Source organism: Stenotrophomonas sp. 05L414_2, from assembly GCF_056397905.1.
This window is the reverse complement of the sequence record NZ_JBFTOJ010000047.1, coordinates 1-24,117: the sequence shown is the minus strand read 5'-3', so window position 1 is coordinate 24,117 and position 24,117 is coordinate 1. Positions and strand designations below refer to the sequence as shown.

Below are 24,117 nucleotides of genomic sequence, written 5' to 3'. Positions count from 1 at the left end.
GGCCAGACCAACAACACCTCGGCCAGCTGCCAGAACGTCAGCGACTGGATCACCCGTGATGGCGCCGGCAAGCTTGACCAGATCTACACGCCGAAGATGAACATCGCCAGCCAGAACCTGCAGGCGGTCACGGCCAGCTTCAAGTACGTACAGGACATCGGCCGCTTCGGTGCGCTGCAGTTCTCCAGCAACTACACCAACATGATCAAGCGCGAACTGCAGCCGCAGCCGGGCGACGAGTACCTGGACCTGCTGCGCGACCCGTACGCGATGTGGAACTACGACCAGTACGCCAAGGTGCGTGCCGACGGTGCGGTGGGCTGGGCGAAGGACAAGTGGACCACCACCGTGTACTTCAACTACATCGGCAAGACGCCCAACCGCATGGCATACCTGGGCAAGGGCTACGACTACGTGCATCCGTCCGGCTACGAGGCCGGCAAGTGGGGCTCGTACACCACCTACAACCTGAGCGTGAATTACCAGGCGATGGACAACCTGACGCTGTCGATGATGGTCAACAACGTGTTCAACAAGATGCCCGACGGCCAGGCCCACAGCTACGCCGGCAACATCGGCGCACCGTACAACAGCAGCATCTACAACCCCTACGGCCGTGCGGTCTACGTGCAGGCCAAGTACGAGTTCGGCGGGAAGTAAGCGCCGGGCCGGAACTGCACAAAAGGCCCCGCTTCGGCGGGGCCTTTTTCATGCCCGTCAATTGAGACGGAACATCGAAACCAGTCTCATAAATTAATTAATCAGAAAAGTCTCCGCGAAGCCAGCAAGCCATTGATCTACATACTACAAATCGTCTTCGATCAATTCTGTTCTGCAACGCAACATTTTGAAACATTCCTAGACAATCGCGTTTACGCACTGATTTCAAAGGACTTTTCTTCCGATAAGCAGCACATCCGTGTGACGGGTCCGTTTTGACAACGTGAACGTCGTGTTACGGTCCGGCTGAATGGATTGCAACTGAACACATCATGAAGATGTCAGGGAGGACATCAGCCAGACGACATCGCTCATTACGGGGATCCATCATGTCTCGCCATCGCTCCACGCCTTCGCGTCACCCCCTGACCCTTGCCCTGATCGGCACCCTGATCGCCTCCGGCGCAGCCCACGCGCAGGACACCGGCCCGACACAGCTTGACCGCGTCACCGTCACCGGCTCACTGATCCCGCAGACGCAGATCGAGAACCACACGCCGGTCCTGACCGTCACCGCCGAGGACATCCAGACCCGCGGTTTCACCAGCGTCGCCGACGTCCTGCAGCAGTCCTCGCTGTCGACCGGCGGCCTGCAGGGCGGGCAGACCTCCGCTTCGTTCACCCAGGGTGCCGAGGCCGCCGGCATGTTCGGGCTCAGCCCCGGCTACACCAAGTACCTGATCAACGGCCGCCCGATGCTCTCGTATCCGGCGCTGTACAACGGCAGCGACAGTTTCAACAACATCAGCGGCATTCCGATCGACATCGTCGAGCGCATCGAGATCCTGCCCGGCGGCCAGTCGTCGCTGTACGGTTCGGATGCGATCGCCGGCGTGGTCAACATCATCCTCAAGGAGCGCATGGATGGCGGTGTGCTCAACGTCCGTGGCGGTGCCTACTCCGAAGGCGGCGGCAACAGCGTACGCGTCAGTGCGGCGCGCGGCTTCAACGGTGTCGACGATCGATTCCATGCGCTGGTCAACGTGCAGTACGAAAAAACCAGCCCGATCTGGGGCTACCAGCGTGACCTGACCAAGGTCAACAATCCCGACGGCTACAGCCCCCAGTACGTCTCCAACGACTTCCTGGTACTGCTGCCGGCCAACAGCAACCGCTACGCGATGATGGACCCGAACCTGTGCGCCAACGTGGCGGGCCAGTTCGACGGCACCACCGTGCTCGGCACCCGGCCAACCGGCCAGGCCTGCGGTTCGGTCTATGGCACCGGCTACAAGACCATCAAGAACGGCAAGGAAAGCGGGCAGATCTACAGCTCGATGACCTTCGATGTGAACGACAACTTCCAGTTGTTCGGCGACGCGCTCTACAGCCTGGAAGAAGTGAAGTACGCCACAGGCTCGAACTACACCTGGTGGGGCACCTCCTCCGGATGGGGCCGCTTCTACGATCAGGACAGCGGCCAGTACATGAACCTGCAGCGCGTGTTCGCGCCGGAGGACATCGGCGCCGGCGGCTATCGCGACATCATGAACACCGATCGCAACAAGGCTTACCAGGTCACGCTCGGCGGCCGCGGCACGGCAGGCAGCTGGGATTACAGTGCCAGCTTCACCCGCGGCGAATACAAGTTGACCGAGCGCAACTTCGTGCGCTGGAACGATCCGATCAACGACTACTTCGAGCAGCGTGTGCTGGGGCCGGTGCTGGGCACCACCAGCACCGGGTACAACATCTACAGCCCGGACTGGGAAGCGTTCTACTCGCCACTGCCGAGCGGTGATTTCCAGAGCTTCACCGGCTACACCTACAGCCAGAGCCGCACCTGGCAGAACCTGCTGCGTGCGCAGGTCACCAATGGTGCGCTGTTCAAGCTGCCCGGCGGCGACGCCGGCTTCGCAGTGGTGGTTGAAGGCGGCAGCGAAGGCTGGGATTACACGCCCGATACCCGCCTGGTGGATGGCAGCGTGTGGGGCACCACCGCGGTTTCCGGCGCCGGCCATCGCAGCAGCTACGCGGTGACCAGCGAACTGCGCATGCCGTTGCTGGAATCACTGACGGTGACCGGCTCCGGCCGCTACGACGCCTTCAAGATCGGTGGCAACACCATCGACAAGGCGACCTACAGCGTCGGCCTGGAATTCCGGCCGATCGACAGCCTGCTGTTCCGTGGCAAGTACGGCACCGCGTTCCGCGCGCCCACCCTGTCCGATGCCTTCCAGGGTGTCAGCGGCTACTACGCCAACGGCTCCACCGACTACTACCGTTGCGGCCAGCTGGGCTACGACCCGGCCAACACCACCGGCTGCCCGTATGACAGCGTGTCGGTGTTCGGCACCCAATCCGGCAACCCGGACCTTGAGCCGATCACCGCCGATGTCTGGAACGCCGGCATCGTGTGGGCGCCCATCAACAACCTGTCGGTGTCGGTGGACTACTACAACTGGAAGATCAAGAACGAGGTCAACACCCTCAGTTCCGACCAGTTGCTGCTGGCCGAGTATTACTGCCGCAACGGCCAGACCAACAACACCTCGGCCAGCTGCCAGAACGTCAGCGACTGGATCACCCGCGACGCCTCCGGCGTACTCGATGAGATCTATACGCCGAAGATGAACGTGGCCAGCCAGAACCTGCAGGCGCTGACGGCCAGCTTCAAGTACGTACAGGACATCGGCCGCTTCGGTTCGCTGCAGTTCTCCGGCAACTACACCGACATGCTCAAGCGCGAACTGCAACCGCAGCCGGGCGATGAGTACCTGGACCTGCTGCGCGACCCGTATGCGATGTGGGTGTACGACTCGTACGCCAAGGTGCGCGCCGACGGTTCGATCGGCTGGGCCAAGGACAAGTGGACCACCACCCTGTATGCCAACTACATCGGCAAGACGCCGAACTACATGGCCTACCTGGGCAATGGCTACGATTACGTCCACAGCTCCGGCTACAAGGCCGGCAAGTGGGGTTCGTACACCACCTACAACCTGAGCGTGAACTATCGGGCGATGGACAACCTGAGCCTGTCGCTGATGGTCAACAACGTGTTCAACAAGATGCCTGACAACCAGCGGTACAGCTTCGCCGGCACCAGCGGCCAGCCGTACAACAACTACCTGTACAACGCTTATGGCCGTGCCATCTACGTGCAGGCCAAGTACGAGTTCGGCAACAACTGATCCGTCGACGTCGTTTCCTGCAGCAAAAGACCCCGCTCCGGCGGGGTCTCTTCCATCAATGGTGCGCATGCGGATGGGCTTCACGCGGAGTTGACGAGAACCCAGGCTTCGTTCATCTTCCGGTCATGTTGCCGTGCCCCGCCACAAGGAACCGCTGATGATGCAACTCCGATATACGCCTGCCCGCCTGGGTGCCGCCGTTTCAATGCTGCTGGGCCTGTGCGTCGGCCAAGCCGCCGCCGCGCCTCTGCCCGCAGAGGATTTCGCCAAGATTCCCGCGTTGCAGTCGGTCACGATGAGTGCCGACGGCAAGCAGCTGGTCGCCATCATTGCCGCCCCCGGCAGCAACAACGCCGACACTGCGCTGGCCAACTGGAACCTGGACAACCTTACCGCCGGGCCGGTGGCCATCACCCCGTCCGGCGATCGGATGAAATTCATCGCCGCCAGCGCGCTCAAGGCCGGGCGCAACCTGGTCATCAGCCGCCAGGAGTGGACCGGCAAGCTGGGCGGCTGCGGTGAAGGCAACAGTACCGGTGCCACCAAGACCTTCCTGACCAAGGCCTACCTGACCGACGCCAGCCAGGCGAAGTTCGACGAGGCCTTTGCCAGCAACACGCGAACGCTGGGCGTCAGTGCCGATACGCTGCGCTGCCTGGAGCTGGCCGGCACCGCTTCGCTGGTGCACCTGCTGCCGCTGGACCCGGACCGGGTCATCATCAACCAGCTCAATGAWGCCACCCTGCAGGCCAACTACTACCGCTTCAACCTGCGCACCGGGCAGACCGAACTGCTGTTCAAGGGCAGCTCGCGCACGACCCCGGGCCTGTTCCACCCACGCACCGGCGAGGTGGTGACCCAGACGCAGATCGAATCCAGCGGGGCCGAGGATTTCGAACAGCGTGTGCTGATCAAGAACAGCGCCGGCCAGTTCGAGGTGCATGCGCCGCTGACCACCAAGCTGAGCGAACGCTTCACGGTGGACGTGGTCGGCATCGACGATGACAGCGGCAAGCTGTACGTGCTGAYCGACCAGTTCTCCGATCTGGTACAGGCGCGACTGTATGACCCGGTCAAGAAGGAATTCGACAAGGAGCCTCTGGCGGCCCACCCGACCTTCTCCATCAGCTCGCTGATCCTGGGCACACGCAAGAGCAACTTCAACCAGGTGCTCGGCTTCTACATCGATGGACCGCAGCGCCAGGCGATCTATGTCGACCCGCAGATGAAAGGCCTGCAGGAGGGCCTGCAGAAAGCCTATCCGGGCCTGACCGTCTACATCACCGGCTACAACGACGATCTCTCGCGCGTACTGTTCACTACGGAAAGCAACCGCAACCCGAAGAGCTACTACATCCTGGCCGACCGTAAGGACGTGGTGCCGCTGGGCAGCGAACGTCCCTGGGTGGACAGCAAGCAGATCGGCGAACAGCGCTGGGTGACCTACACCGCCCGTGATGGCCAGCAGATCCCGGCGATCCTCGACCTGCCGGCAGGCTGGAAGCAGGGCGACGGCCCACTGCCGACCCTGGTGCATCCGCATGGCGGACCGTGGGCGCGTGACTACACGGGCTGGGACGTGTCCGGCTGGGTGCCCTTCTTCACCTCGCGCGGCTATGCCGTGCTGCGCCCCCAGTACCGTGGCAGCTCCGGCCTGGGCCGCAAGCTGTGGCTGGCCGGCGATGGTCAGTGGGGCCAGAAGATGCAGGATGACAAGGACGACGGTGCCGCCTGGCTGGTGTCGCAGGGCATCGCGGCGAAGGATCGCATCGCGATCTTCGGCTACTCCTATGGCGGCTTCGCGGCAGCAGCGGCCACCGTACGCAGCCCATCGCCGTACCAGTGCGCCATTGCTGGTGCACCCGTCACCGACCTGGGCCGGCTGGGCACGTCCTGGAGCCAGAACCGCCTTCAACGCATCCTGCAGGGCCGCACCGTCAAGGGCATGGACCCGATGCAGAACACCGCCAAGGCCACCATTCCGCTGCTGACCTTCGTCGGCGACCGCGACGTACGCACGCCGGCGTTCCATGCCCGCAACTTCTATTCCGCCGTGCAGGGCAAGGTTCCGGCCCGGTTCGAGCTGATTCCCGACATGCCGCACAGCATGCCGTGGTACCCGCGCCACTTCCAGACGACCCTCACCCTGATGGCCGACTACCTGGCCAAGGACTGCGGGCCGGGCGGCCTGTAACCCCAGCAGAGGGGCCGATCAACAACCCCGCCGGCTTAACCGGCGGGGTTTTTTAATGCCCGAATTCCTGAATTTCCCCTTAGCAACAATAAGTTACGCAAAGAGTCCATTCATGTTGCATTTACTTTACGCCACACATACACTCCATTAACCGAAGCATAACAAACGGGGATCCCAAGAAATGCGCAACGCCAACCGCCACATCAAGCCAAGCCGCGTCCCGCTGACTCTCGCAGTACTGGCCTGCCTGCAGGTCGCACCGGCACTGGCCCAGGAGACCACCCAGCAGGAAGCAAAGGCGTCAAGCGCTTCCACCTCCAACCAGCGTGCGACCGACCTTGACAAGATCACCGTCACCGGCTCGCTGATCCGCCGCGCGGACTACGAGACCACCTCGCCGGTGTTCACCATCAACGCCGAGACCAACGCCAAGCAGGGTCAGGTCAACGTCGCCGAGTTCCTGCAGAAGTCGGCCATTGGTTCGGCTGAAACGCAGATCACCCACCAGTTCGGCGGCTTCGTCGTCGACGGCGGCACCGGCGTGCAGACCGTGTCGCTGCGCGGCCTGGGCGCCAACCGCACCCTGGTGCTGCTGGATGGGCAGCGTCCGGGCCCGGCCGGTACCCGCGGCGCCGTCGGCGCCTTCGACCTGAACGTCATTCCCACCGCCATCCTGCAGCGCGCCGAGATCGTGAAGGACGGTTCGTCCTCCATCTACGGCTCCGATGCGGTGGCCGGCGTGGTCAACCTGATCACCAAGAAGAACATCGAGCGTCCGGAGCTGACCGTCACCGGCCGCGTGCCGACCGAGGGCGGTGGCGAGGTATTTGCTGCATCTCTGGCCAACGGCTGGAACTTCGACAACGGCAGCATCGTGGCCGCCGCCGAGTGGTATCGCCACAATGCGCTGACCCGCAATGACCGCGACTACCTGAACTGCAGCAACGACCTCATCAAGGATGCCGACGGCAACCGCATCGACCGCCAGGATCGTTCGATCACTGCCGGCACCGATCTGGCGAACTGCAACAACCTGCTGCACAACGTCGTCGACGTCGGTGCCGTCCGTTATGTTCCTTCGCCGGAAGGCAATACCATCGGCCCACTGCCCGGCTATCGGCCGCGTACCACCCGCACCTATGCCGGCGGCCGCGATGCGATCTACGATGAACCGCTGAACTTCGCGCGCTTCGGCGAAGAGCAGATCATCAACCAGCAGGAACGCAAGAGCGTTTACGTTGCCACTGACTTCGCGTTCGACTCGATCAACTGGAAGACCCAGTTCCTGTTCAATCGTCGTGAAACCGAGACGTTCCGCTGGCGTCAGTTCTTCCCGCGCATCCAGGCACCGGCAGGTTCCGGCTTCACCGGCGTCATCCGCCCGATCATGCCGTTCAAGTCACAGCAGGACGTGACCGTTGACTACTTCTACGGCGCCACCAAGCTGGACGGCCTGTTCAAGGGCACCGACACCTGGGCGTGGGAAGTCAATGCGAACTTCAGCCACTCCAAGGGCAAGTACGGCAACCTGGGCATCCAGGCCTCCAAGACCGGCGACGTTGACTACACCGACGACGCGCCGACGCTGAACTACCTCGACCCGGGCTACCTGAGCGGCGCGAAGGTCGACGAACTGACCAACCTCCTCGGCGTGTGGGACTGGGGCAAGACCATCTACAAGCAGGCCACGATCAATGCGATCGTCAGCGGCGATCTGTTCGAGCTGCCGGCCGGTGCCGTCGGCGTGGCCGCTGGCCTGGAATACCGCTACTACTCGATCAACGATCAGCCGGGTGAATTGTCTAAGGCACAGGACCTGTGGGGTTCAAGCTCGGCAAACGTCACCAAGGGCGATGACCGCGTGAAGGAAGCGTTCGTCGAGTTCGACGTGCCGCTGCTGAAGGGCCTGCCGGCGATCGAATCGCTCAGCCTGAATGCTTCGGGCCGTGCGTTCCAGTATGACTCGGTGGATGGCACCGACGAGGTCTGGAAGGTGGGTCTGAACTGGCAGGTCATCCCGTCGCTGCGCCTGCGCGGTTCGATCGGCACCTCCTACCGCGCTCCGGGCCTGTACGAGCTGTACCTGGGCAACCAGACCGGCTTCCTCGGCCAGACCGGCATCGACCCATGCATCCGCTGGGGTGAAAGCTCCAACACCAACTACCAGACCAACTGCGCCGCCGCTGGCATTCCGGCCGACTACGCCGGCAACGGCAGCAGCGCTACCGTCTACTCTGGTGGCGGCGCTGGCCAGCTGATTCCGGAAACCTCGCGTGCCAAGACCGCCGGTATCGTGTTCACCCCGACCTTCGCCAACCTGAGCGTGGCAATCGATTACTTCGATTACCAGGTGAAGAACGAAATCGGCCAGATCACCACCGCCGACATCGTCAAGGGCTGCTACGGCGCTGCCGTGTTCCCGAACGCATTCTGCGGCCTGCTGGTGCGCAACCCGGGTACCGGTGACGAGGCATGGAACATCACCGACGTCTTCAACCAGTACGTCAACATCAACAAGCAGCGTACACGTGGCTACGATCTGACCGCCAACTTCGACCATGACTTCTCGTTCGGCAAGTTCTCGGCCGAAACGCAGGTCACCTACACCATCGAAGATACGCAGCAGGTCTTCTCCAGCGCAGAGGAAAGCGGCCTGTCCTCGAACGAACTGCTGGGTGACATCGGCCGTCCGAAGGTCGTGGGTAACCTGGCACTGAGCCTGACCCGTGGTGATTGGACCTTCAACTGGCTGACCACCTACATCCACAAGACCAAGGACATCGATCTGGATCCGGTGTTCATCTACCAGGGCCGTCCGAACTCCTACCGTGACATCACGGTTGATTCGCGGACCTACCACACCGCTTCGGTCAGCTACTCGCAGGCTGATTGGGAAATCCTGGTGGGCGTCAGCAACATCTTCGACAAGACCCCGCCGCTGATCTCCACCGGTGTGAGCGATGCGCGCTACGGCAACATCGCAGCTTTTGCCACCCAGTACGATCTGTACGGCCGCACCCCGTTCGTGCGTCTGAAGTACAAGTTCTGATCCAGCAAAACAGGCAGTACCCCGACAGACCCGGCTTTTGCCGGGTCTGTCTTTTCCGGTGCCGGCAAGGCCCCCTTGCGCCTGGCCATGACCTTCGACACCCTTGCAGTGTGGGCCGGCGGCGTATCGTTCGGCCCACGGCCGTTCCCCCGGCCCTTCCCTGACTCACTCGGCCTGGAGGCCATTCAAGTGACCCGTACTCCCAAGATCGTGCTGCTGACCCTGGCCGTTTCGGCCGCGCTGGTCGGCTGCGGCAAGAACGAAACCCCGGCAAAGGATGCCACCGCCTCCACGCCGGCCGCGGCCGACGCCGCCACCACCTACAAGCTCGACGAGAGCAAGCTGCCGGCCTACAACGCCTTCCAGGCCAGCGATCTGGACAGCAACCTTGACGCCTGCACCGCCTTCGGCGACTACGTCAACGGCAAGTGGCTGGCCGCCAACGAGATTCCGGGCGACCGCACCAGCTGGGGCGCCTTCACCATCCTCGACGAGCGTTCGGTGGCCGTGCAGCACCAGTTGGCCGAGCAGGTCGCGCAGGTCAAGAACCCGGCCGGCATCGAGAAGATCGTCGGCGACCTGTGGGCCACCGGCATGGACGAAGCCAAGGTCRACGCCCAGGGCATCGAGCCGCTGAAGGCCGACCTGGCCGCGATCGACGGCCTGCAGGACAAGGCCGCCATCGCCAACTACCTGCGCACCAGCGCTGCCAAGGGCGAGAACGTGCTGTTCGGCTTCGGCGCCGAAGCCGACTTCAAGAACTCGGCCGTGAACATGGCCTACGCCAGCCAGGGCGGCCTGGGCCTGCCGGACAAGACCTTCTATACCGATGCGTCCAAGGCCGACAAACTGAAGGCTTACCAGGCCCACGTGGCCAAGGTGCTGGAGCTGTCCGGCGTGGCCGCTGCCGATGCCGCAAAGCAGGCTGAAGAAGTCGTCAAGTTCGAGACCCGCCTGGCCAAGGCGTCCAAGTCCAGCGTCGAGCTGTCGCGCGATGTCTCGCTGTACTACCACCCGGTCAGCCTGGCCGAGGCCGATGCGCTGACCCCGAACTTCAGCTGGACCGAGTTCTTCAAGTCGCAGAACGTGGCCGCGCCGGAGAAGTTCTCGCTGGCCATCCCGGCCTTCCACCAGGAAGTGAGCAAGGCGCTGGGCGATACCGATCCGTCGGTGTGGCGTGCCTACCTGCGCTTCCACACCGTGGACGGCGCCTCGCCGTACCTGGCCGATGCGTTCGTGCAGGAAAACTACGAGTTCTACGGCAAGACCCTCAATGGCCAGAAGGAACAGAAGCCGCGCTGGAAGCGTGTGCTGGGCACCATCGAGAGCGATGCCGGCGAAGCCTTCGGCCAGCTGTACGTGAAGGTCGCCTTCTCGCCGGAAGCCAAGGCGAAGATGGAAGAGCTGGTGAAGAACCTGGCCGCTTCGCTGAAGGAACGCATCCAGGGCCTGTCCTGGATGAGCGAAGAGACCAAGGCCAAGGCCATCGCCAAGTGGGAAACCTTCACTCCGAAGATCGGTTACCCGGACAAGTGGCGTGACTGGTCGGGCCTGCAGACCAACCGTGACAGCTACCTGGGCAACGTGCGCGCGGCCACCGCGTTCAACTACCAGTACAACCTGGCCAAGATCGGCAAGCCGGTGGACAAGACCGAGTGGGGCATGACCCCGCAGACGGTCAACGCCTACTACAACCCGCTGCAGAACGAGATCGTGTTCCCGGCCGCCATCCTGCAGCCGCCGTTCTTCGATGCCAAGGCGGACGACGCGCTGAACTACGGCGGTATCGGTGCGGTCATCGGCCACGAAATGACCCACGGTTACGACGACCAGGGCAGCCGCTTCGGGCCGACCGGCAACTTCGAGAACTGGTGGACCGAAGCCGACTCGAAGAATTTCGCTGGCCTGACCGGCAAGCTGGTCAAGCAGTTCGACCAGTACAAGGTCGACGGCCAGGCCGTGAACGGCCATCTGACCCTGGGCGAAAACATCGCCGACCTGGGTGGCCTGGCCACCGCCTACGACGCATTGCAGAAGGCATCGGCCGGCAAGGAAGACGCGAAGATCGATGGCTTCACCCGCGATCAGCGCTTCTTCTTCAACTGGGCCACCGTGTGGCGCACCAAGTACACCCCGGAGAACGCCAAGGTCCGCCTGGCAACCGACCCGCACGCGCCGGCGCAGTTCCGCGCCGTCGGTGCGCCGTCGAACCTGCCGACCTTCACCGCGGCCTTCCAGTGCAAGCCGGGCACGCCGATGTCGCGCACCGGCGACTCGCAGGTGGTGATCTGGTAAGCCACGGCTGAGGCCACGGCTTGCCTGCAGAGGCCCGGGATTTCCCGGGCCTTTGTTTTTCCGCGCGGTGGCCGCAGCCACGCATGGCGTGGCTCTACTGGCGCCGGCGCTTGCCCAAGCCGCTGGTAGAGGCCGACCTTGCTCGGCGCATGGCACAAAGGAGCCACCATGAGGTGTGCATCCCCTGCCCATGCCACCCCCCCGGTAGCGCCGGGCCATGCCCGGCGGAACCACCGTGATGCGTGCATCCCGTGCCCATGCGCAGCTTGCTATAGTTCGCCCGCCCTCAATCCATCACGGATTCGTTCTACATGCCCAACTTCCGTCCGCTTGCCATCGCCCTGGGCATCAGCCTGGCGACCCTGGTTCCGACCCACGATGCGTTCGCCGCCAAGAAGAAGGCCGCACGCGCCCCGGCCGTCAGTGCGCAGTGCAGCGATTTCTACGACGCCACCAACGCAGGCTGGCTGAAGGCCAACCCGGTGCCGCAGACCGGCGCCGCCACCGCACTGGGCCAGCTGGTCGACCGCAGCCGGCAGCAACAGCGTGAACTGCTGGACGCCTCGATGAAGGCGCCGCAGGGCAACGTGCAGAAGCTGCTGGGCGACTTCTGGGCCAGCGGCCTGGACGAAGCGGCCGTGGAAGCCGACGGCTCCAACCCGATCGCACCGCTGCTGACCCGCATCAACGCGATCAAGAAGGCCAAGGATGTCCCGGCCTCGATCGCCGCGCTGCACCAGGTCGGCATCCCGGTGGCCTTCAACTTCGGTCCGGACGTGGACCTGAAGGCGCTGGACCGCCACATCGGTTACTTCATGCAGGGCGGCATGGGCCTGCCTGATCCGGCCTTCTATACCCGCACCGACGCCGACACCGTCGCGTTGATGGGCCGCTATCGCAACTACGTCAAGCAGATCCTCGCACTGACCGGCACCCCGGCCGCCAAGCTGGACGCCGAGTCGCAGGCGGTGATCGCGCTGGAAACCGAACTGGCCCGCAATGCGCAGTCGCTGGCGGGCATCAACAACCCGTTCAACAACTACGCGCCGATCTCCACCAAGGACCTCAACAGCCGCTACCGCAACCTGCAGCTGGATGCGTTCCTGAAGGCGCAGGGCGTCAACGATGACCTGGTGTCGCTGGCCGATCCGGCGCTGTTCAAGCAGCTCGACGGCATGGTCACCAAGCTCAAGCCGGACCAGTGGAAGGCCTACCTGCGCTGGCGCGTGGGCGACTCGATGGCGCCGTACCTGTCCAAGGCCTACCGCGATGCGGAGTTCGAATTCCGTGGCCGCGTGCTGCGTGGTGAAACCCTGCCGCCGCAGCGCTGGGAAAGCGTGCTGGACGCGATCAACGTGGCCGCTGGCCCGATGGTCGGCCGCGAATACGCAGCCCGTTACCTGTCCGCCGAAGACCGCCGCCAGGCGGCCTGGATCGTCGACAAGGTACGTGAAGTGCAGATCGAAGCGGTCAAGAACAACAGCTGGATGAGCGCCGAGGCCAAGACCGAAGCACAGGCCAAGCTGGCCGCGCTGAAGATCGAGATCGGCACCCCGCTGCGTGACCTGGACTACAGCGTGCAGCCGATGGGCCGTGGTTCGTTCGGCGGCAACATGCTGATCGCGTCCACCTGGCGCCACCGCGAGGAAATGAAGCGCATCGGCAAGGGCAACGCCGACCGCCGCTGGGACGTGCTGCCGCAGCAGCCGTCGCTGGCCTATGACCTGGCGCAGAACCGGCTGATCGTCACTGCGGCGATCCTGCAGGGCCCGGTGTTCAACGCCAAGGCCGATGCCGCCGACAAGTTCGGCAGCTTCGGCGGCCTGGTCGGCCACGAGCTGACCCGTGCGATCGATGCCAAGGGTGCGCTGGTCGATGCCAAGGGCGAACTGCGCAGCTGGTGGACCCCGGCCGACAAGACCGCCTGGACCCTGCTCGGCACCCGTGTCGCCAGCCAGTACGGCGCCTACGAGTTCCCCGGCGTGAAGGGGGCCAAGGTCAACGGCACGCTGACCCAGGAAGAGAACCTGGCCGACATCGCCGGTCTGGAGCTGGCCTGGGCCGCGTACACCGCGCAGGAGCCGAAGGCCAAGCCGGCACAGCAGCAGGGCTTCTTCCGCGCCTGGGCTGCGCTGTGGCCGCAGCAGCTGTCGCCGAACGAGGCCGCACGCCGCCTGACCGCCGACATCCGTGCACCGGGCCGCTGGCGCACCAACGGCCCGCTGTCGAACCTGCCGGCGTTCGGCGCCAGCTTCAGCTGCAAGCCGGGCCAGCCGATGCAGCGCACCGACGGCGAGCAGATCAAGGTCTGGCGCTGAGGTTCATGCAACAGCAATAACGGAAAGGGCGCCTTCATGGCGCCCTTTTTCGTCGGTGGACATCACGCGGGCTTCAACGTTCCCCGGTAATGCACGATCCGCCCCACCACCGGCGCGCCGATCTCCACGTCGAAGACGAAGCGCCCATCCTCATCACCCTCGAAACTGTTCTCCCCGGGCAACAGCCACTGCGGCAACGGCAGGCCCAGGATCGACCAGCGTCGCGGCACCAGTTGCAGCCGCCCGTTGTCGACCAGAAGTGCCAACGCTACCGATACCGCACCGAAGCGTTCGACCAGCAGCGCTTCGTTGCGCCCCTGCCCCTGCGTCTGCAACGAAGAGAAACGACGGCCGGCAAAGGTCCGCGTCCAGCGCTCACCACCCGCCTCTGCGGTGAACTCCACGCTGACCGGCACTGCCTCGCCCGCTGCCGGAAAACCGAACACTTTCCCCAGCAACCGCGACAACAACCCACCACCGCGTTCGACCGATGCCGTCCCGCTCCAGCGCTTGGCGGCAGACGGTGCATGCAACGCCTGCACGCTGGCCGGCAGCTGCGCGTACGCGCTGCCCAGCAGGCGCTGGTACAGGCTGGCACCGGGCATGTCGCGGCGGAAACCGGTATGGATCGTGCGTCCGTCGAACAGCCGGTCGTAGTCGGACAGTTCCAGCGCATGCGTGGCCGGGCGTGCACCCGGTGACGGCCGATCACCGGCCAGCTGCTTGCGGATCACCGCTTCGATCGCCATCGACGGAATGTACGGGCCGTCATCGGCCTCGGCCAGCAGGTGCCAGCTCTGTTCCACACGCGCACCATCGCGGGTGCCCACGGCGCGCACGATCATGCCGCCGCGATGCTCGCCGAACTTCATCAGGTTCAACACGGTATAGAACAACCGCGAGCATGGCTCCAGCGATGGCAGTTTCAGGCGCAGGCGCGCCTTGGCCAGCAGATTGAGCACGCGATGCAGGATCTCCGGCACCGGGCCAGCCCCCATCCAGATGTCGGTCATCGTCGGATGTTCGGGTGGCAACACCTGCAGATCCGGCACATCCACCAGCGAGAAATGCAGGTTGCGCAGCGGCAGCCGCCCCGGCACCGCGACGGTGAAGCGGCGACTCTCGGCCAGGCCGATGCCGTGCCCATCGCGACCGTTGCGGCGCAGCTTCACCGGCGCACCGGCATAGCCGACCACCGCACGCATCACGTTCAGGCCGATGCCGGCATAGGGCGATGGCGCGATGCCGCCTTCCACGCTGACGATGTCCATGTGCGTGGCCATCTCGCGCAGCACTGCCGCGGTCAATACCGGGAAACTGCTGACGCCTGACAGTGCGTAGATGCCAGCCGCCCTGGCCTGCGCGTCGTACTGCGAAACCCCGAATACGAAGTCTGCCGCGTCGGCGAAGTCCAGATAATCAATGCCGGCGGCGATGCAGGCTTCGATCGCGCCATAGCGGTGTTCGCCATAGTCCTGGAAAGGACCGGAGGCATCCACCACCAGGTCCGGTCGCTCGGCCTGCAGGGCCGTGGCCAGCCGTTGCCGGTCGACCTGCAGTGGACGCAGCGTCGATTGCCCCACATAGCTTGCGCAGAAGGCCTGTGCCGCCGCCAGGTTGCGGCCACCAATCAGCAGTTCCAGCATCGGCAGGTCGGCCAGCAAGCGGACCAGACGCCCCCCGAACACCCCATATCCACCCAGAATCAGGATCTTCACGCATCATCCCTGTCGTGTCGTCCGGCCATGGTAGCGCGGCGCCGACAGCTCCCGCAGTGCAGCACGATCCGGCATTAACACCGCCCATGCTATCGCTGCGCCTTCGTCCACTGCGGAGCCCCGCCATGGCTCACAAGAACACGATCTGCGTCTGGTATGACAACGGCGCGCTCGAGGCCGCCACGTTCTATGCGAAGACCTTTCCCGACAGCGAAGTAACCGCTGTGCATCACGCGCCCGGCGACTTCCCCGACGGCAAGCAGGGGGACGTGCTCACCGTCGAATTCACGGTCTGCGGCATTCCCTGCGTCGGCCTCAATGGTGGCCCGACCTTCAAGCACAGCGAAGCGTTCTCGTTCCAGATTTCCACCGAGGACCAGGCCGAGACCGATCGCCTGTGGAATGCCATCGTCGGCAACGGTGGCCAGGAAAGCCAATGCGGCTGGTGCAAGGACCGATGGGGCGTGTCCTGGCAGATCAGCCCGCGCATGCTGATCGACGCGGTGACCAGCAAGGACAAGGCCCTGGCCAAGCGCGCCTTCAACGCGATGATGCCGATGAAGAAGATCGACATCGCCACCATCGAAGCGGCGATCCGCAACGCATGACGACGTTGGACACGATCATCGTTGGTGGCGGCCACAACGGGCTGGTGTGTGCGGCGTATCTGGCGCGCGCGGGGCAACGGGTGCTGGTGCTGGAGCGTCGCGGCATCCTTGGCGGTGCGGCTGTCACCGAGGAGTTCCACCCGGGCTTCCGCAACTCGGTGGCCTCGTACACGGTGTCGCTGCTGCAGCCGAAGGTGATCGAGGAGCTGCAGCTGCATGCGCACGGGCTGCGCATCGTCGCGCGGCCGGCCAACAACTTCCTGCCATTGCCTGATGGCCGCTACCTGCTGTCCGCACCTGGCCGCACCCAGGCCGAGGTGGCGAAGTTCTCCGAACGCGATGCGCAGGCGCTGCCCGCCTATGAAGCGCGCCTGGAGGTATTTGCCGATGTGCTGCGCGACTGGGCGCTGCGTCCGCCGCCCGACCTCGGGGTGATGGCTGGCTGGCGTGCGTTGCCGGCGTTGTGGCAGATGGGCCGGTTGGGACGGGAGCTGGCCGCACTCGACCCTGCACTGCGCCAGGAACTGCTGGATCTGTTCACGCTGTCGGCCGCCGAGTACCTGGATCGCTGGTTCGAAAGCGAGCCGATCAAAGCCCTGTTTGGTTTCGATGGCATTGTTGGCAACTACGCCAGCCCGTACACGCCAGGCAGCGCCTACGTACTGCTGCATCACGTGTTCGGCCAGTGCAACGGGGTAAAGGGCGCGTGGGGCCACGCCATCGGTGGCATGGGCGCGATCAGCCAGGCCATCGCCGCGTCCGCGCGTGCGGCCGGCGCCGAGCTGCGCGTCGATGCCGGCGTGCAGCGCCTGCTGGTTGAGGACGGGCGCGTGGTTGGCGTCGCGCTGTCCGGCGGCGAGAGCCTGCGCGCACGTGCCGTGGTGGCCAACGTCAACCCGAAGCTGCTGTACGAACAACTGCTGCAGCCCGCCCAGGTTCCCGCCACCACCCGTGAACGCATGGCGAACTGGCGCTGCGGCTCGGGCACGTTCCGGATGAACGTGGCGCTGTCGCGGCTGCCGGATTTCCGTGCCCTGCCCGGCCCCGGTGATCACCTCAGTGCCGGCATCATCATGGCGCCCAGCCTGGATTACATGGACCGTGCCTGGCTGGATGCACGTCGCGAGGGCTGGTCGCGCGAGCCGATCGTGGAGATGCTGATTCCGAGCACGCTGGATGATTCGCTGGCGCCACCCGGGCAGCATGTGGCCAGCCTGTTCTGCCAGCACGTGGCGCCGGAATTGCCCGATGGCCGACACTGGGATGATCACCGCGACACCGTCGCCGACCTGATGATCGCCACCGTCGATCACTACGCCCCCGGCTTCGCCGACAGCGTGCTTGGTCGACAGGCACTGTCACCCTTGGATCTGGAACGGACATTCGGGCTGATCGGTGGCGACATCTTCCACGGTGCGCTCAGCGCCAACCAGCTGTTCTCGGCGCGGCCGATGGTCGGCCAGGCCGGCTATCGCGGCGCCCTGCCCGGCCTGTACCTGTGCGGTGCGGGTACGCATCCGGGCGGCGGGGTCACCGGCGCGCCCGGGCACAACGCGGCGCAGGTCGTGCTGGCCGATGCATGAAATGCGTGCCAACCAAGGTTGGCATCTACCGGCGTCAAAGCGTGCCAACCAAGGTTGGCACCTACCGGCGTCAAGGCGTGTCAACCAAGGTTGGCACCCACCTGTGCCTCACTTCACGCTGCGCAGGTGGTTCGGGCGCTTCGGCGGGCCCGGGGGACGACGCTTGTTGAACGGCGGTTGGCCACGCCAGTAGCGGATCAGCAGCCAGCCGAACAGCATGCCGCCCAGGTGCGCGAAATGGGCCACGCCCGGCTGCCAGCCGGTCATGCCCAGCACCAGCTCGCCCACGCCGAACAGGATCACGAACGTACGCGCCTTCATCGGAATCGGCGGGAACAGCAGCATCACCCGCTGGTTGGGGAACAGCATGCCGTAAGCCAGCAGCAGGCCGAACACACCACCGGACGCGCCCAGCACCGTGGCCGGATTGTCGAGCATCGTGCCGACCAGCAACTGGCACAGGCCGGCGCCGACCACGCACACCAGGTAGTAGGTCAGGAAGCGCTTCTCACCCCAGGTCTGTTCCAGCGGCGCGCCGAACATGAAGACGGCCAGCATGTTGAAGAACAGATGGAAGAAACTGCCATGCAGGAAGCCGTAGGTCAGCAGCTGCCAGGGCTGGAAATTGCCGCCCGGCGAGAACGCATCGAAGCCCTGCTGCAGCGGCTGCAGCATGAACGGCTCGAAGGTCTGCATGCCGAGCAGGAACGGCTGCTGCAGCAGGAACAGGATCGCGTTGGCGATCAACAGGGCCTTGGTGACGGTTGGCAGTCGCGGGAACATGGGGACACCGGCATGGAACGGCCTCCATCATAGCCGCAGCACCGGCCCTTTTTGACCAGCGCGGACGGCCGCCCGTTCAGTCGCAGGCAGCGATCAGCCCGGCCCCCATACGGCCGCATCCAGCGCCGCCGCCGGGTCGGTCGCGGGCATCCGCACCCGGCCGTTTTCGACGATGACACCCTCGGCGCGCAGCCGCTGCGATTGTTCGCGCCAGCCGGCCGAACCTTCAGCCATGGCGATGCGCCCATCCGAGCGCAGCACCCGGTGCCAGGGCAGCGAGGGATCGTCATTCTGGCCGAGGATGCGTGCAGTCAGCCGGGCGCGTCCGGGCAGGCCGGCGCGCATCGCGACCTGCCCGTAGCCCATCACCTGCCCTGGCGGGATCGCATGGATCACCGCCAGGATGCGGGCACGCGCCTGCTCCGGCGTCAGCGGCGCAGCCGCGTCACCAGCAGCACGCCGATCAGGACCAGCACGGTGCCGGCGATCTGCGCCGGCCCCATCGGTTCGTCGAGCAGCCATAGGCTCATCACGATGGTGGAAACCGGGCCCAGCATACCCACCTGCGCAGCCAGCGACGAGCCGACGCGCTGCACCGCCAGCATGATCGCCAGCACCGGCAGCACGGTGCAGACCGTCGCGTTGATCAGCGACAGCCACTGCACGGCAGCGGGGGCCTGCCACAGCAACGGCAGCGGATGGGTAATGGTGAAATGCAGCAGCACCAGTACGCTGGCCACGCAGCTGGCGTAGGCGGTCAGACGCACCGCGCCGATACGGGCGACCACCTGGCCGCTGCCGAACAGATACAGCGCATAGCTGAGCGCACTGCCCAGCACCAGCAGGCTGCCGAGGATGATCTGCCCACCCTCCCGCTGCAGGTCATGGCCGAACGCGATCAGCACGCCGAGATAGCTGAGCACCAGCGCGCCGACCTGCCACCGACCCGGCTGCTGCCGCGCCAGCAGCACGTTGATCAGCAGCACCAGGGTCGGGTTCAAGTACAGGATCAACCGTTCCAGGGTCACGCTGATGTACTGCAGGCCCTGGAAATCCAGCAGGCTGGACAGGTAGTAACCGGTGAAGCCAAGCCACAGCACGCGCGCGCGGTCGGCCCAGGACAGTCGCTCGGCACGGCGCGAGGCCCACACCGCCATCAACGCGAACAGCGGCAGYGCCATCAGCATGCGCAGCGCCAGCAGCGTGGTCGCGTCCACGCCATGGCRCAGCCCCAGCTTGACGATGATCGCCTTGCCCGAGGCGGCAATGGCGCCGATCGCAGCCAGGCCGATGCCGCCCAGAGCGATGCGCGGGGACGTGGTGGCGATACGGGGGGAAGAAGTGGACATCAGGAAGAAAACGGGCCGCATGGGGCGGCTGGAAGCAGCTGGATTGCTTCCAATTGTCTCATGGCAGTTCCGGGCGAACGATCCGATGTCCGTTCATGCTCACTGCAACTCCTGATCCACGCATGGCGTGGATCTACATGTCGACCAAGGTCGACACCCACCCCGCCATCCCACAAGAACCCAGCTTTTTGCTGTTGCCGTTGCCGTTGCTGTCGAGGTTGCCGGCCAGCGGCCGGCACTACCGTGAGTGTCGGCTCAGCGCATCAACACCACTTCTTCAGCAGACGTCGGGTGAATCGCCACCGTGTCGTCGAACTGGGCCTTGGTCGCCCCCATCTTCACCGCCACCGCGAAACCCTGCAGGATCTCGTCGGCCGCTTCRCCGAGCAGATGAACGCCSACCACRCGCTCCTCYGGGCCGGCRCAGACCATCTTGAACAGGCTGCGCTGGGTGCCGTTGGCCAGCGCCTGCAGCATCGGCCGGAACCGGCTGTGGTACACGGTCACCTGCTCGAAGCGCGCACGTGCATCTTCCTCGCTCATGCCTACCGCGCCCAGCGGCGGGTGCGAGAACACCACGCTGGCCACGTTGTCGTAATCCATCTTCGCATCCGGGCGACCACCAAACAGACGATCCATCAGGCGTCGCGCTGCAGCCACGGCGACCGGCGTCAGGCCGACCTTGCCTGCGATGTCACCGACCGCATGCACGCTTGGCACCGCCGTGGTCTGCCACTCGTCCACCTCCACCTGCTGGTGTTCGCCGATGCCGATGCCCAGTGCTTCCAGGCCGAGATCCTTGCTGTTGCCGCGCCGGCCGGTAGCGAAGAACACGGCGTCGAACACGCTGTCGATCGGGCCGTCATGGCCGAACGCGCGCACGCGTTCGCCGTCGCGCTTCAACTCACGCAGACGGTAATCGAAGTGGATGCGCACGCCCTGCTGGCGCAGGTTCTCGGCCAGCTGCGCGGTCAGCTCGTAGTCGAAGCGCTCCAGCAAGCGGCTGCCACGTACCAGCAGGCTCACCTTGCTGCCCAGCGCCTGCAACAGCCCGGCAAGTTCCACYGCGATGTAGCCGCCGCCGATGATGGCGACCTCGGCCGGTGCCGCACGCAGGTCGAAGAAATCGTCGGATACCAGGCCCAGTTCGGCGCCGGGAATGTCCGGCCGCTGCGGATGGGCGCCGGTGGCGATGAGGATCTGCGCAGCGCTGTAACGCACGCCATCACTGCACGCCACCGTGTGCGCGTCCAGCAGATGGCCGCGGGCAGGGATGCGCACCACGCCGGTTTCATCCAGGCGCTTGTGATAGCTGGTGTGGATGTTGCTGATGTAGGCCTGACGATGGATCACCAGTTCCTTCCACGACAGCGCCGGACGCGGCGCCACGTCGAAGCCCATCGCGCTGGCGAGGCCGATGCGCTCGGCCAGATCGGCGRCCAGCCACATCGCCTTCTTCGGCACGCACCCGACATTCACGCAGGTGCCCCCCAGTTCACCCGGCTCCAGCAGGGCAACCCGCTTGCCATGCTGCGCAGCGCGGATGGCACCGGCTAGGCCAGCGGAACCGCCGCCAAGGACGATCAGATCGTAATCATAAGAGGGAGTATTCATCGCAATCGCTCGAGTCGACAGGGAAGATGGCGGGCGAGCGCCCGCAACGAAGATCGGCAGGCAGCGGGTTGGCGCCGTCACCCATGCTGCTGCGAGCATGCCATGGCCCGCTGCAGGCCAGACGTGAGGGCATGCAGCCACGCAGTTCGAAACGCGCGCGGCCGGCATCGATCACGCCTGCCCGGCCCCACGGCGCAGTGCTGGCCACTGCCGGTACGTCATCGCACGCCACAGCCATTCCATCGGACCAAAGCGGAAACGGCGCAGCCACAGGTGGCTGAAGATCACCTGCGCTGCAAACAGCAGCAGTGCCAACAGCAGCTGCCAGGCACGCGGCAGCACGTCGAACCATCCCAGCCCGTAGTGATAGAACAGCAGCGTGCAGACCACCGATTGGACAAGGTAGTGGGTCAACGCCATCCGACCGACCGGCGCCAGCCAGCCCATGCGCGCGCGCCAGTGCACGATCCAGGCCAGGTAGCCCAGGCACATCGGCACACCGCCCACGGCCACCAGTGCCATTGCCGCAGTGGTCGGCAGGTCATAGACACCCGGCGCCAGATACGGCTTCCACAACACACCTGCCAGGGTGGCCAGCAGGCCCAGCGGCAATGCGATCCAGCGCAGGCCGGCATACAACCGCGGGAAACGCTCCGGCGCGGTCAATGCGCCGCTGCCGGCGAACCAGGCACCCAGCAGGAACATGCCCAGCACTTCGGGCCCGGAAATGAACATGCCACCCAGCGACGCGCCGAACTCATGCAGGCGCTGCACGTTGGCCTGCATCCAGTCACCCTGGCCGTACACCAGGCGTTGCTGGTCGATGCCCTGCTGCGCGTCGACCAGCATCTTCTGCAGGTCCTGCGGGGTGGCCATCGACACCATCGCGCCGACCAGCAGCATCAGCGCAACACCCAGCGCATACACCAGCAACCCCATCCAGGGCAGCCAGCTGCGCGGTGCCTCACGGCAGGCCAGCAATGGCAGCGAGGCCAGCGCATACAGCACCAGGATGTCGCCCGACCAGACCAGCAGTGCATGGCACAGGCCGATCAGCAGCAGCCCGGCGCTGCGGCGCAGGTAGAACGGAGTGAACTGGCGACCCGCCGCCTCGGCGCGCTGGGCCATCACCGCAAAGCCCGCCCCGAACAGCAGCGAGAACAGGGTGAAGAATTTTCCCTGCACGAACACATAGACGAAGGCATCGGCCCAGTAGTCGATGCCCTGCCAATGCGCGTCGATGCCCGTAAAGGCCAGGTCCAGCGGCCCGCTGAGGGCCTCGATGTTCATCAGCAGGATGCCCAGCAGGGCGAAGCCACGCAGTATGTCCAGCACGGCGATGCGTTCGCCGGAAGCCACCGGTTGCAGGGAAGGGGAAGCGGTGTTCACGGGGCATCCGGCGTGCAGGTCCGTCATTATGCCGCCGGCCTGCGGGCCATGGATGGCCCCGCCCTGTTCCAGATACGCAACGGCCCGCCGAAGCGGGCCGTTGCTGCCATCACGATCGCGGTGCGATCAGTGCTGGTGACCACCGTCACCGTGGACGTGGCCGTGTTCGAGCTCTTCCTTGCCGGCTTCGCGCACGTCGACGATCTCGACGTCGAAATGCAGGTCCTTGCCGGCCATCGGATGGTTCAGGTCGACGTCGACCACGCTCATGCCGACCTTCTGCACGGTCACGGCACGCGGGCCGAAGTTGGTCTGCAGCACGACCTGCTGGCCCGGGACCAGCTTGGCGGTACCGAAGTGCTTCTTCGGCACGCGCTGGGACAGGCCATCACGGCGCTCGCCGTAGGCATCGGCCGCCTTGACGTCGACGTCGAAGGTCGCGCCGGCTTCCTTGTCCATCATGGCGTTTTCCAGGCCCGGGATGATGTTGCCGTGGCCGATCAGGATCGCCAGCGGCTCGCCGCGGTCCTTGGACGATTCGATCGGCTCCTGGCCGGCCTCGGAGACGGTGTAGTGGAAGCGGACAACGCGGTCTTTTTCGATCTTCATGCGCAACTCTGTCTGGATCTGCCGGAGGCAGGCGGGTTGGGGCGGGTTGTCGCCCGGCGGGGACGCCGCCATCATGACGGCCAATCCAAGGTCGCGCATTATCCGGAGAACATGCACATCACGCCAGTTTCGTCCGGCACGCGCCGGCTCCTCGCGCCCGCCCTGCTGCTGGCCCTGCCCCTGCTGCTGACCGCCTGCGGCGGCGGCAAGGCCGTCCGTTCCGCACCGCCGCCGCCTGCGGCCAGCTGGCCCAGCACCACGCCGGACAACCCCGAGGCCGCCAATTCAGTGCTGATGCGCGCCATCAGCCTGGTCGRCACGCCCTATCGCTACGGCGGCAACACGCCCGAATCCGGCTTCGACTGCAGCGGCCTGGTCGCTTACGTCTACCGTGAAATGCTGGACCTGAAGCTGCCGCGGACCTCACGCGACCTGGCGGCGGTACAGGGGCCGAAGATCGATCCGAAGCGCCTGGCAACCGGCGACCTGGTCTTTTTTGGCAGTCGCGGCAGTGTCAGCCACGTCGGCATCTACGTGGGCGAAGGTCGATTCGTGCACGCCCCGAGCACCGGCGGAACGGTCCGCCTGGATTCGCTCAGTGGCACCTATTGGAAGGACCACTACACAGGGGCGAAACGCGTCCTTCGCTAAAATGAACAGGCGATATGTTCAAAACTGTGACAAACATCACGGCGTGACTAACGATTTATTAACGGAATTTTTAACTTATTACTGCTTTTACTACTGCTTTTAC

Annotated in this window: 15 protein-coding genes and 1 pseudogene; 9 read left to right on the top strand and 7 right to left on the bottom strand. The window is 64.9% G+C overall.

All coding sequences use genetic code 11. The annotated features are described in order from the left end of the window. From AC1DJN_RS08905 to AC1DJN_RS08880, 6 genes and pseudogenes are all read left to right on the top strand, one after another. A pseudogene (locus AC1DJN_RS08905) lies at positions 1-660 on the top strand (TonB-dependent receptor); the annotation flags it as partial. A gap of 389 nt (positions 661-1,049) precedes the next feature. Continuing rightward, a complete protein-coding gene (locus AC1DJN_RS08900; RefSeq protein WP_282279979.1) occupies positions 1,050-3,854 on the top strand; it encodes a TonB-dependent receptor domain-containing protein in 2,805 nt (934 codons plus the stop codon). Between the two features lie 160 nt (positions 3,855-4,014). Next, positions 4,015-6,048, top strand: a complete 2,034-nt coding sequence (locus AC1DJN_RS08895) for an alpha/beta hydrolase family protein (protein ID WP_478039100.1) — start codon at positions 4,015-4,017, stop codon at positions 6,046-6,048. 181 nt (positions 6,049-6,229) lie between these two features. Then, entirely contained in the window at positions 6,230-9,097 is a 2,868-nt protein-coding gene (locus AC1DJN_RS08890) for a TonB-dependent receptor domain-containing protein (RefSeq protein WP_032975037.1), read from the top strand. Between the two features lie 189 nt (positions 9,098-9,286). Then, on the top strand, positions 9,287-11,392 hold the full coding sequence (locus AC1DJN_RS08885; protein ID WP_478039098.1) for a M13 family metallopeptidase: 2,106 nt from the start codon (positions 9,287-9,289) through the stop codon (positions 11,390-11,392). Between the two features lie 311 nt (positions 11,393-11,703). After that, a complete protein-coding gene (locus AC1DJN_RS08880; protein ID WP_025876099.1) occupies positions 11,704-13,710 on the top strand; it encodes a M13 family metallopeptidase in 2,007 nt (668 codons plus the stop codon). A 62-nt stretch (positions 13,711-13,772) separates the two neighbouring features. Here AC1DJN_RS08880 and AC1DJN_RS08875 read toward each other — a convergent pair whose 3' ends face one another. After that, positions 13,773-15,428 carry a saccharopine dehydrogenase family protein gene (locus AC1DJN_RS08875; RefSeq protein WP_032975038.1) on the bottom strand — a complete coding sequence of 552 codons (1,656 nt, stop codon included), beginning with the start codon at positions 15,426-15,428 and terminating at the stop codon, positions 13,773-13,775. 125 nt (positions 15,429-15,553) lie between these two features. Here AC1DJN_RS08875 and AC1DJN_RS08870 point away from each other — a divergent pair, with 125 nt between their 5' ends. After that, a complete protein-coding gene (locus tag AC1DJN_RS08870; RefSeq protein ID WP_032975039.1) occupies positions 15,554-16,036 on the top strand; it encodes a VOC family protein in 483 nt (160 codons plus the stop codon). Continuing rightward, a complete protein-coding gene (locus AC1DJN_RS08865) occupies positions 16,033-17,619 on the top strand; it encodes a phytoene desaturase family protein (protein WP_032975040.1) in 1,587 nt (528 codons plus the stop codon). The genes AC1DJN_RS08870 and AC1DJN_RS08865 overlap by 4 nt, the downstream gene beginning before the upstream one ends. Before the next feature lie 108 nt (positions 17,620-17,727). Here AC1DJN_RS08865 and AC1DJN_RS08860 read toward each other — a convergent pair whose 3' ends face one another. From AC1DJN_RS08860 to AC1DJN_RS08835, 6 genes are all read right to left on the bottom strand, one after another. Beyond that, complete coding sequence (locus AC1DJN_RS08860) at positions 17,728-18,402, bottom strand: rhomboid family intramembrane serine protease (protein WP_025876091.1); 675 nt, start codon at positions 18,400-18,402, stop codon at positions 17,728-17,730. A gap of 93 nt (positions 18,403-18,495) precedes the next feature. Beyond that, on the bottom strand, positions 18,496-18,924 hold the full coding sequence (locus AC1DJN_RS08855) for an MGMT family protein (protein WP_394122484.1): 429 nt from the start codon (positions 18,922-18,924) through the stop codon (positions 18,496-18,498). Then, on the bottom strand, positions 18,831-19,751 hold the full coding sequence (locus AC1DJN_RS08850) for a DMT family transporter (RefSeq protein WP_478039097.1): 921 nt from the start codon (positions 19,749-19,751) through the stop codon (positions 18,831-18,833). Before AC1DJN_RS08850 ends, AC1DJN_RS08855 begins: the two co-directional genes overlap by 94 nt. Before the next feature lie 255 nt (positions 19,752-20,006). Further along, positions 20,007-21,365: a glutathione-disulfide reductase gene (gorA, locus tag AC1DJN_RS08845; RefSeq protein ID WP_478039096.1), complete on the bottom strand. Its 1,359-nt coding sequence runs from the start codon at positions 21,363-21,365 to the stop codon at positions 20,007-20,009. A gap of 171 nt (positions 21,366-21,536) precedes the next feature. Next, positions 21,537-22,781, bottom strand: a complete 1,245-nt coding sequence (locus tag AC1DJN_RS08840) for a DUF418 domain-containing protein (RefSeq protein ID WP_032975042.1) — start codon at positions 22,779-22,781, stop codon at positions 21,537-21,539. 99 nt (positions 22,782-22,880) lie between these two features. Next, the gene (locus AC1DJN_RS08835; RefSeq protein WP_025876084.1) at positions 22,881-23,363 is read right to left on the bottom strand and encodes an FKBP-type peptidyl-prolyl cis-trans isomerase; all 483 of its coding nucleotides are present in this window, start codon (positions 23,361-23,363) and stop codon (positions 22,881-22,883) included. A gap of 111 nt (positions 23,364-23,474) precedes the next feature. On the opposite strand from AC1DJN_RS08835, the gene AC1DJN_RS08830 reads away from it, so the two are divergent. Then, the gene (locus AC1DJN_RS08830) at positions 23,475-24,014 is read left to right on the top strand and encodes a C40 family peptidase (protein WP_478039099.1); all 540 of its coding nucleotides are present in this window, start codon (positions 23,475-23,477) and stop codon (positions 24,012-24,014) included. The last annotated feature ends 103 nt before the right edge of the window (positions 24,015-24,117 follow it).

What these genes read in the sequence shown, in the direction of transcription:
- AC1DJN_RS08900 (WP_282279979.1), top strand. Translation starts at nt 1,050, where the DNA reads ATGTCTCGCCATCGCTCCACGCCTTCGCGTCACCCCCTGACCCTTGCC.
- AC1DJN_RS08890 (WP_032975037.1), top strand. Translation starts at nt 6,230, where the DNA reads ATGCGCAACGCCAACCGCCACATCAAGCCAAGCCGCGTCCCGCTGACT.
- AC1DJN_RS08880 (WP_025876099.1), top strand. Translation starts at nt 11,704, where the DNA reads ATGCCCAACTTCCGTCCGCTTGCCATCGCCCTGGGCATCAGCCTGGCG.
- AC1DJN_RS08870 (WP_032975039.1), top strand. Translation starts at nt 15,554, where the DNA reads ATGGCTCACAAGAACACGATCTGCGTCTGGTATGACAACGGCGCGCTC.
- AC1DJN_RS08865 (WP_032975040.1), top strand. Translation starts at nt 16,033, where the DNA reads ATGACGACGTTGGACACGATCATCGTTGGTGGCGGCCACAACGGGCTG.
- AC1DJN_RS08860 (WP_025876091.1), bottom strand. Translation starts at nt 18,402, where the DNA reads ATGTTCCCGCGACTGCCAACCGTCACCAAGGCCCTGTTGATCGCCAAC.
- AC1DJN_RS08855 (WP_394122484.1), bottom strand. Translation starts at nt 18,924, where the DNA reads ATGGCTGCTCGACGAACCGATGGGGCCGGCGCAGATCGCCGGCACCGT.
- AC1DJN_RS08840 (WP_032975042.1), bottom strand. Translation starts at nt 22,781, where the DNA reads ATGACGGACCTGCACGCCGGATGCCCCGTGAACACCGCTTCCCCTTCC.
- AC1DJN_RS08835 (WP_025876084.1), bottom strand. Translation starts at nt 23,363, where the DNA reads ATGAAGATCGAAAAAGACCGCGTTGTCCGCTTCCACTACACCGTCTCC.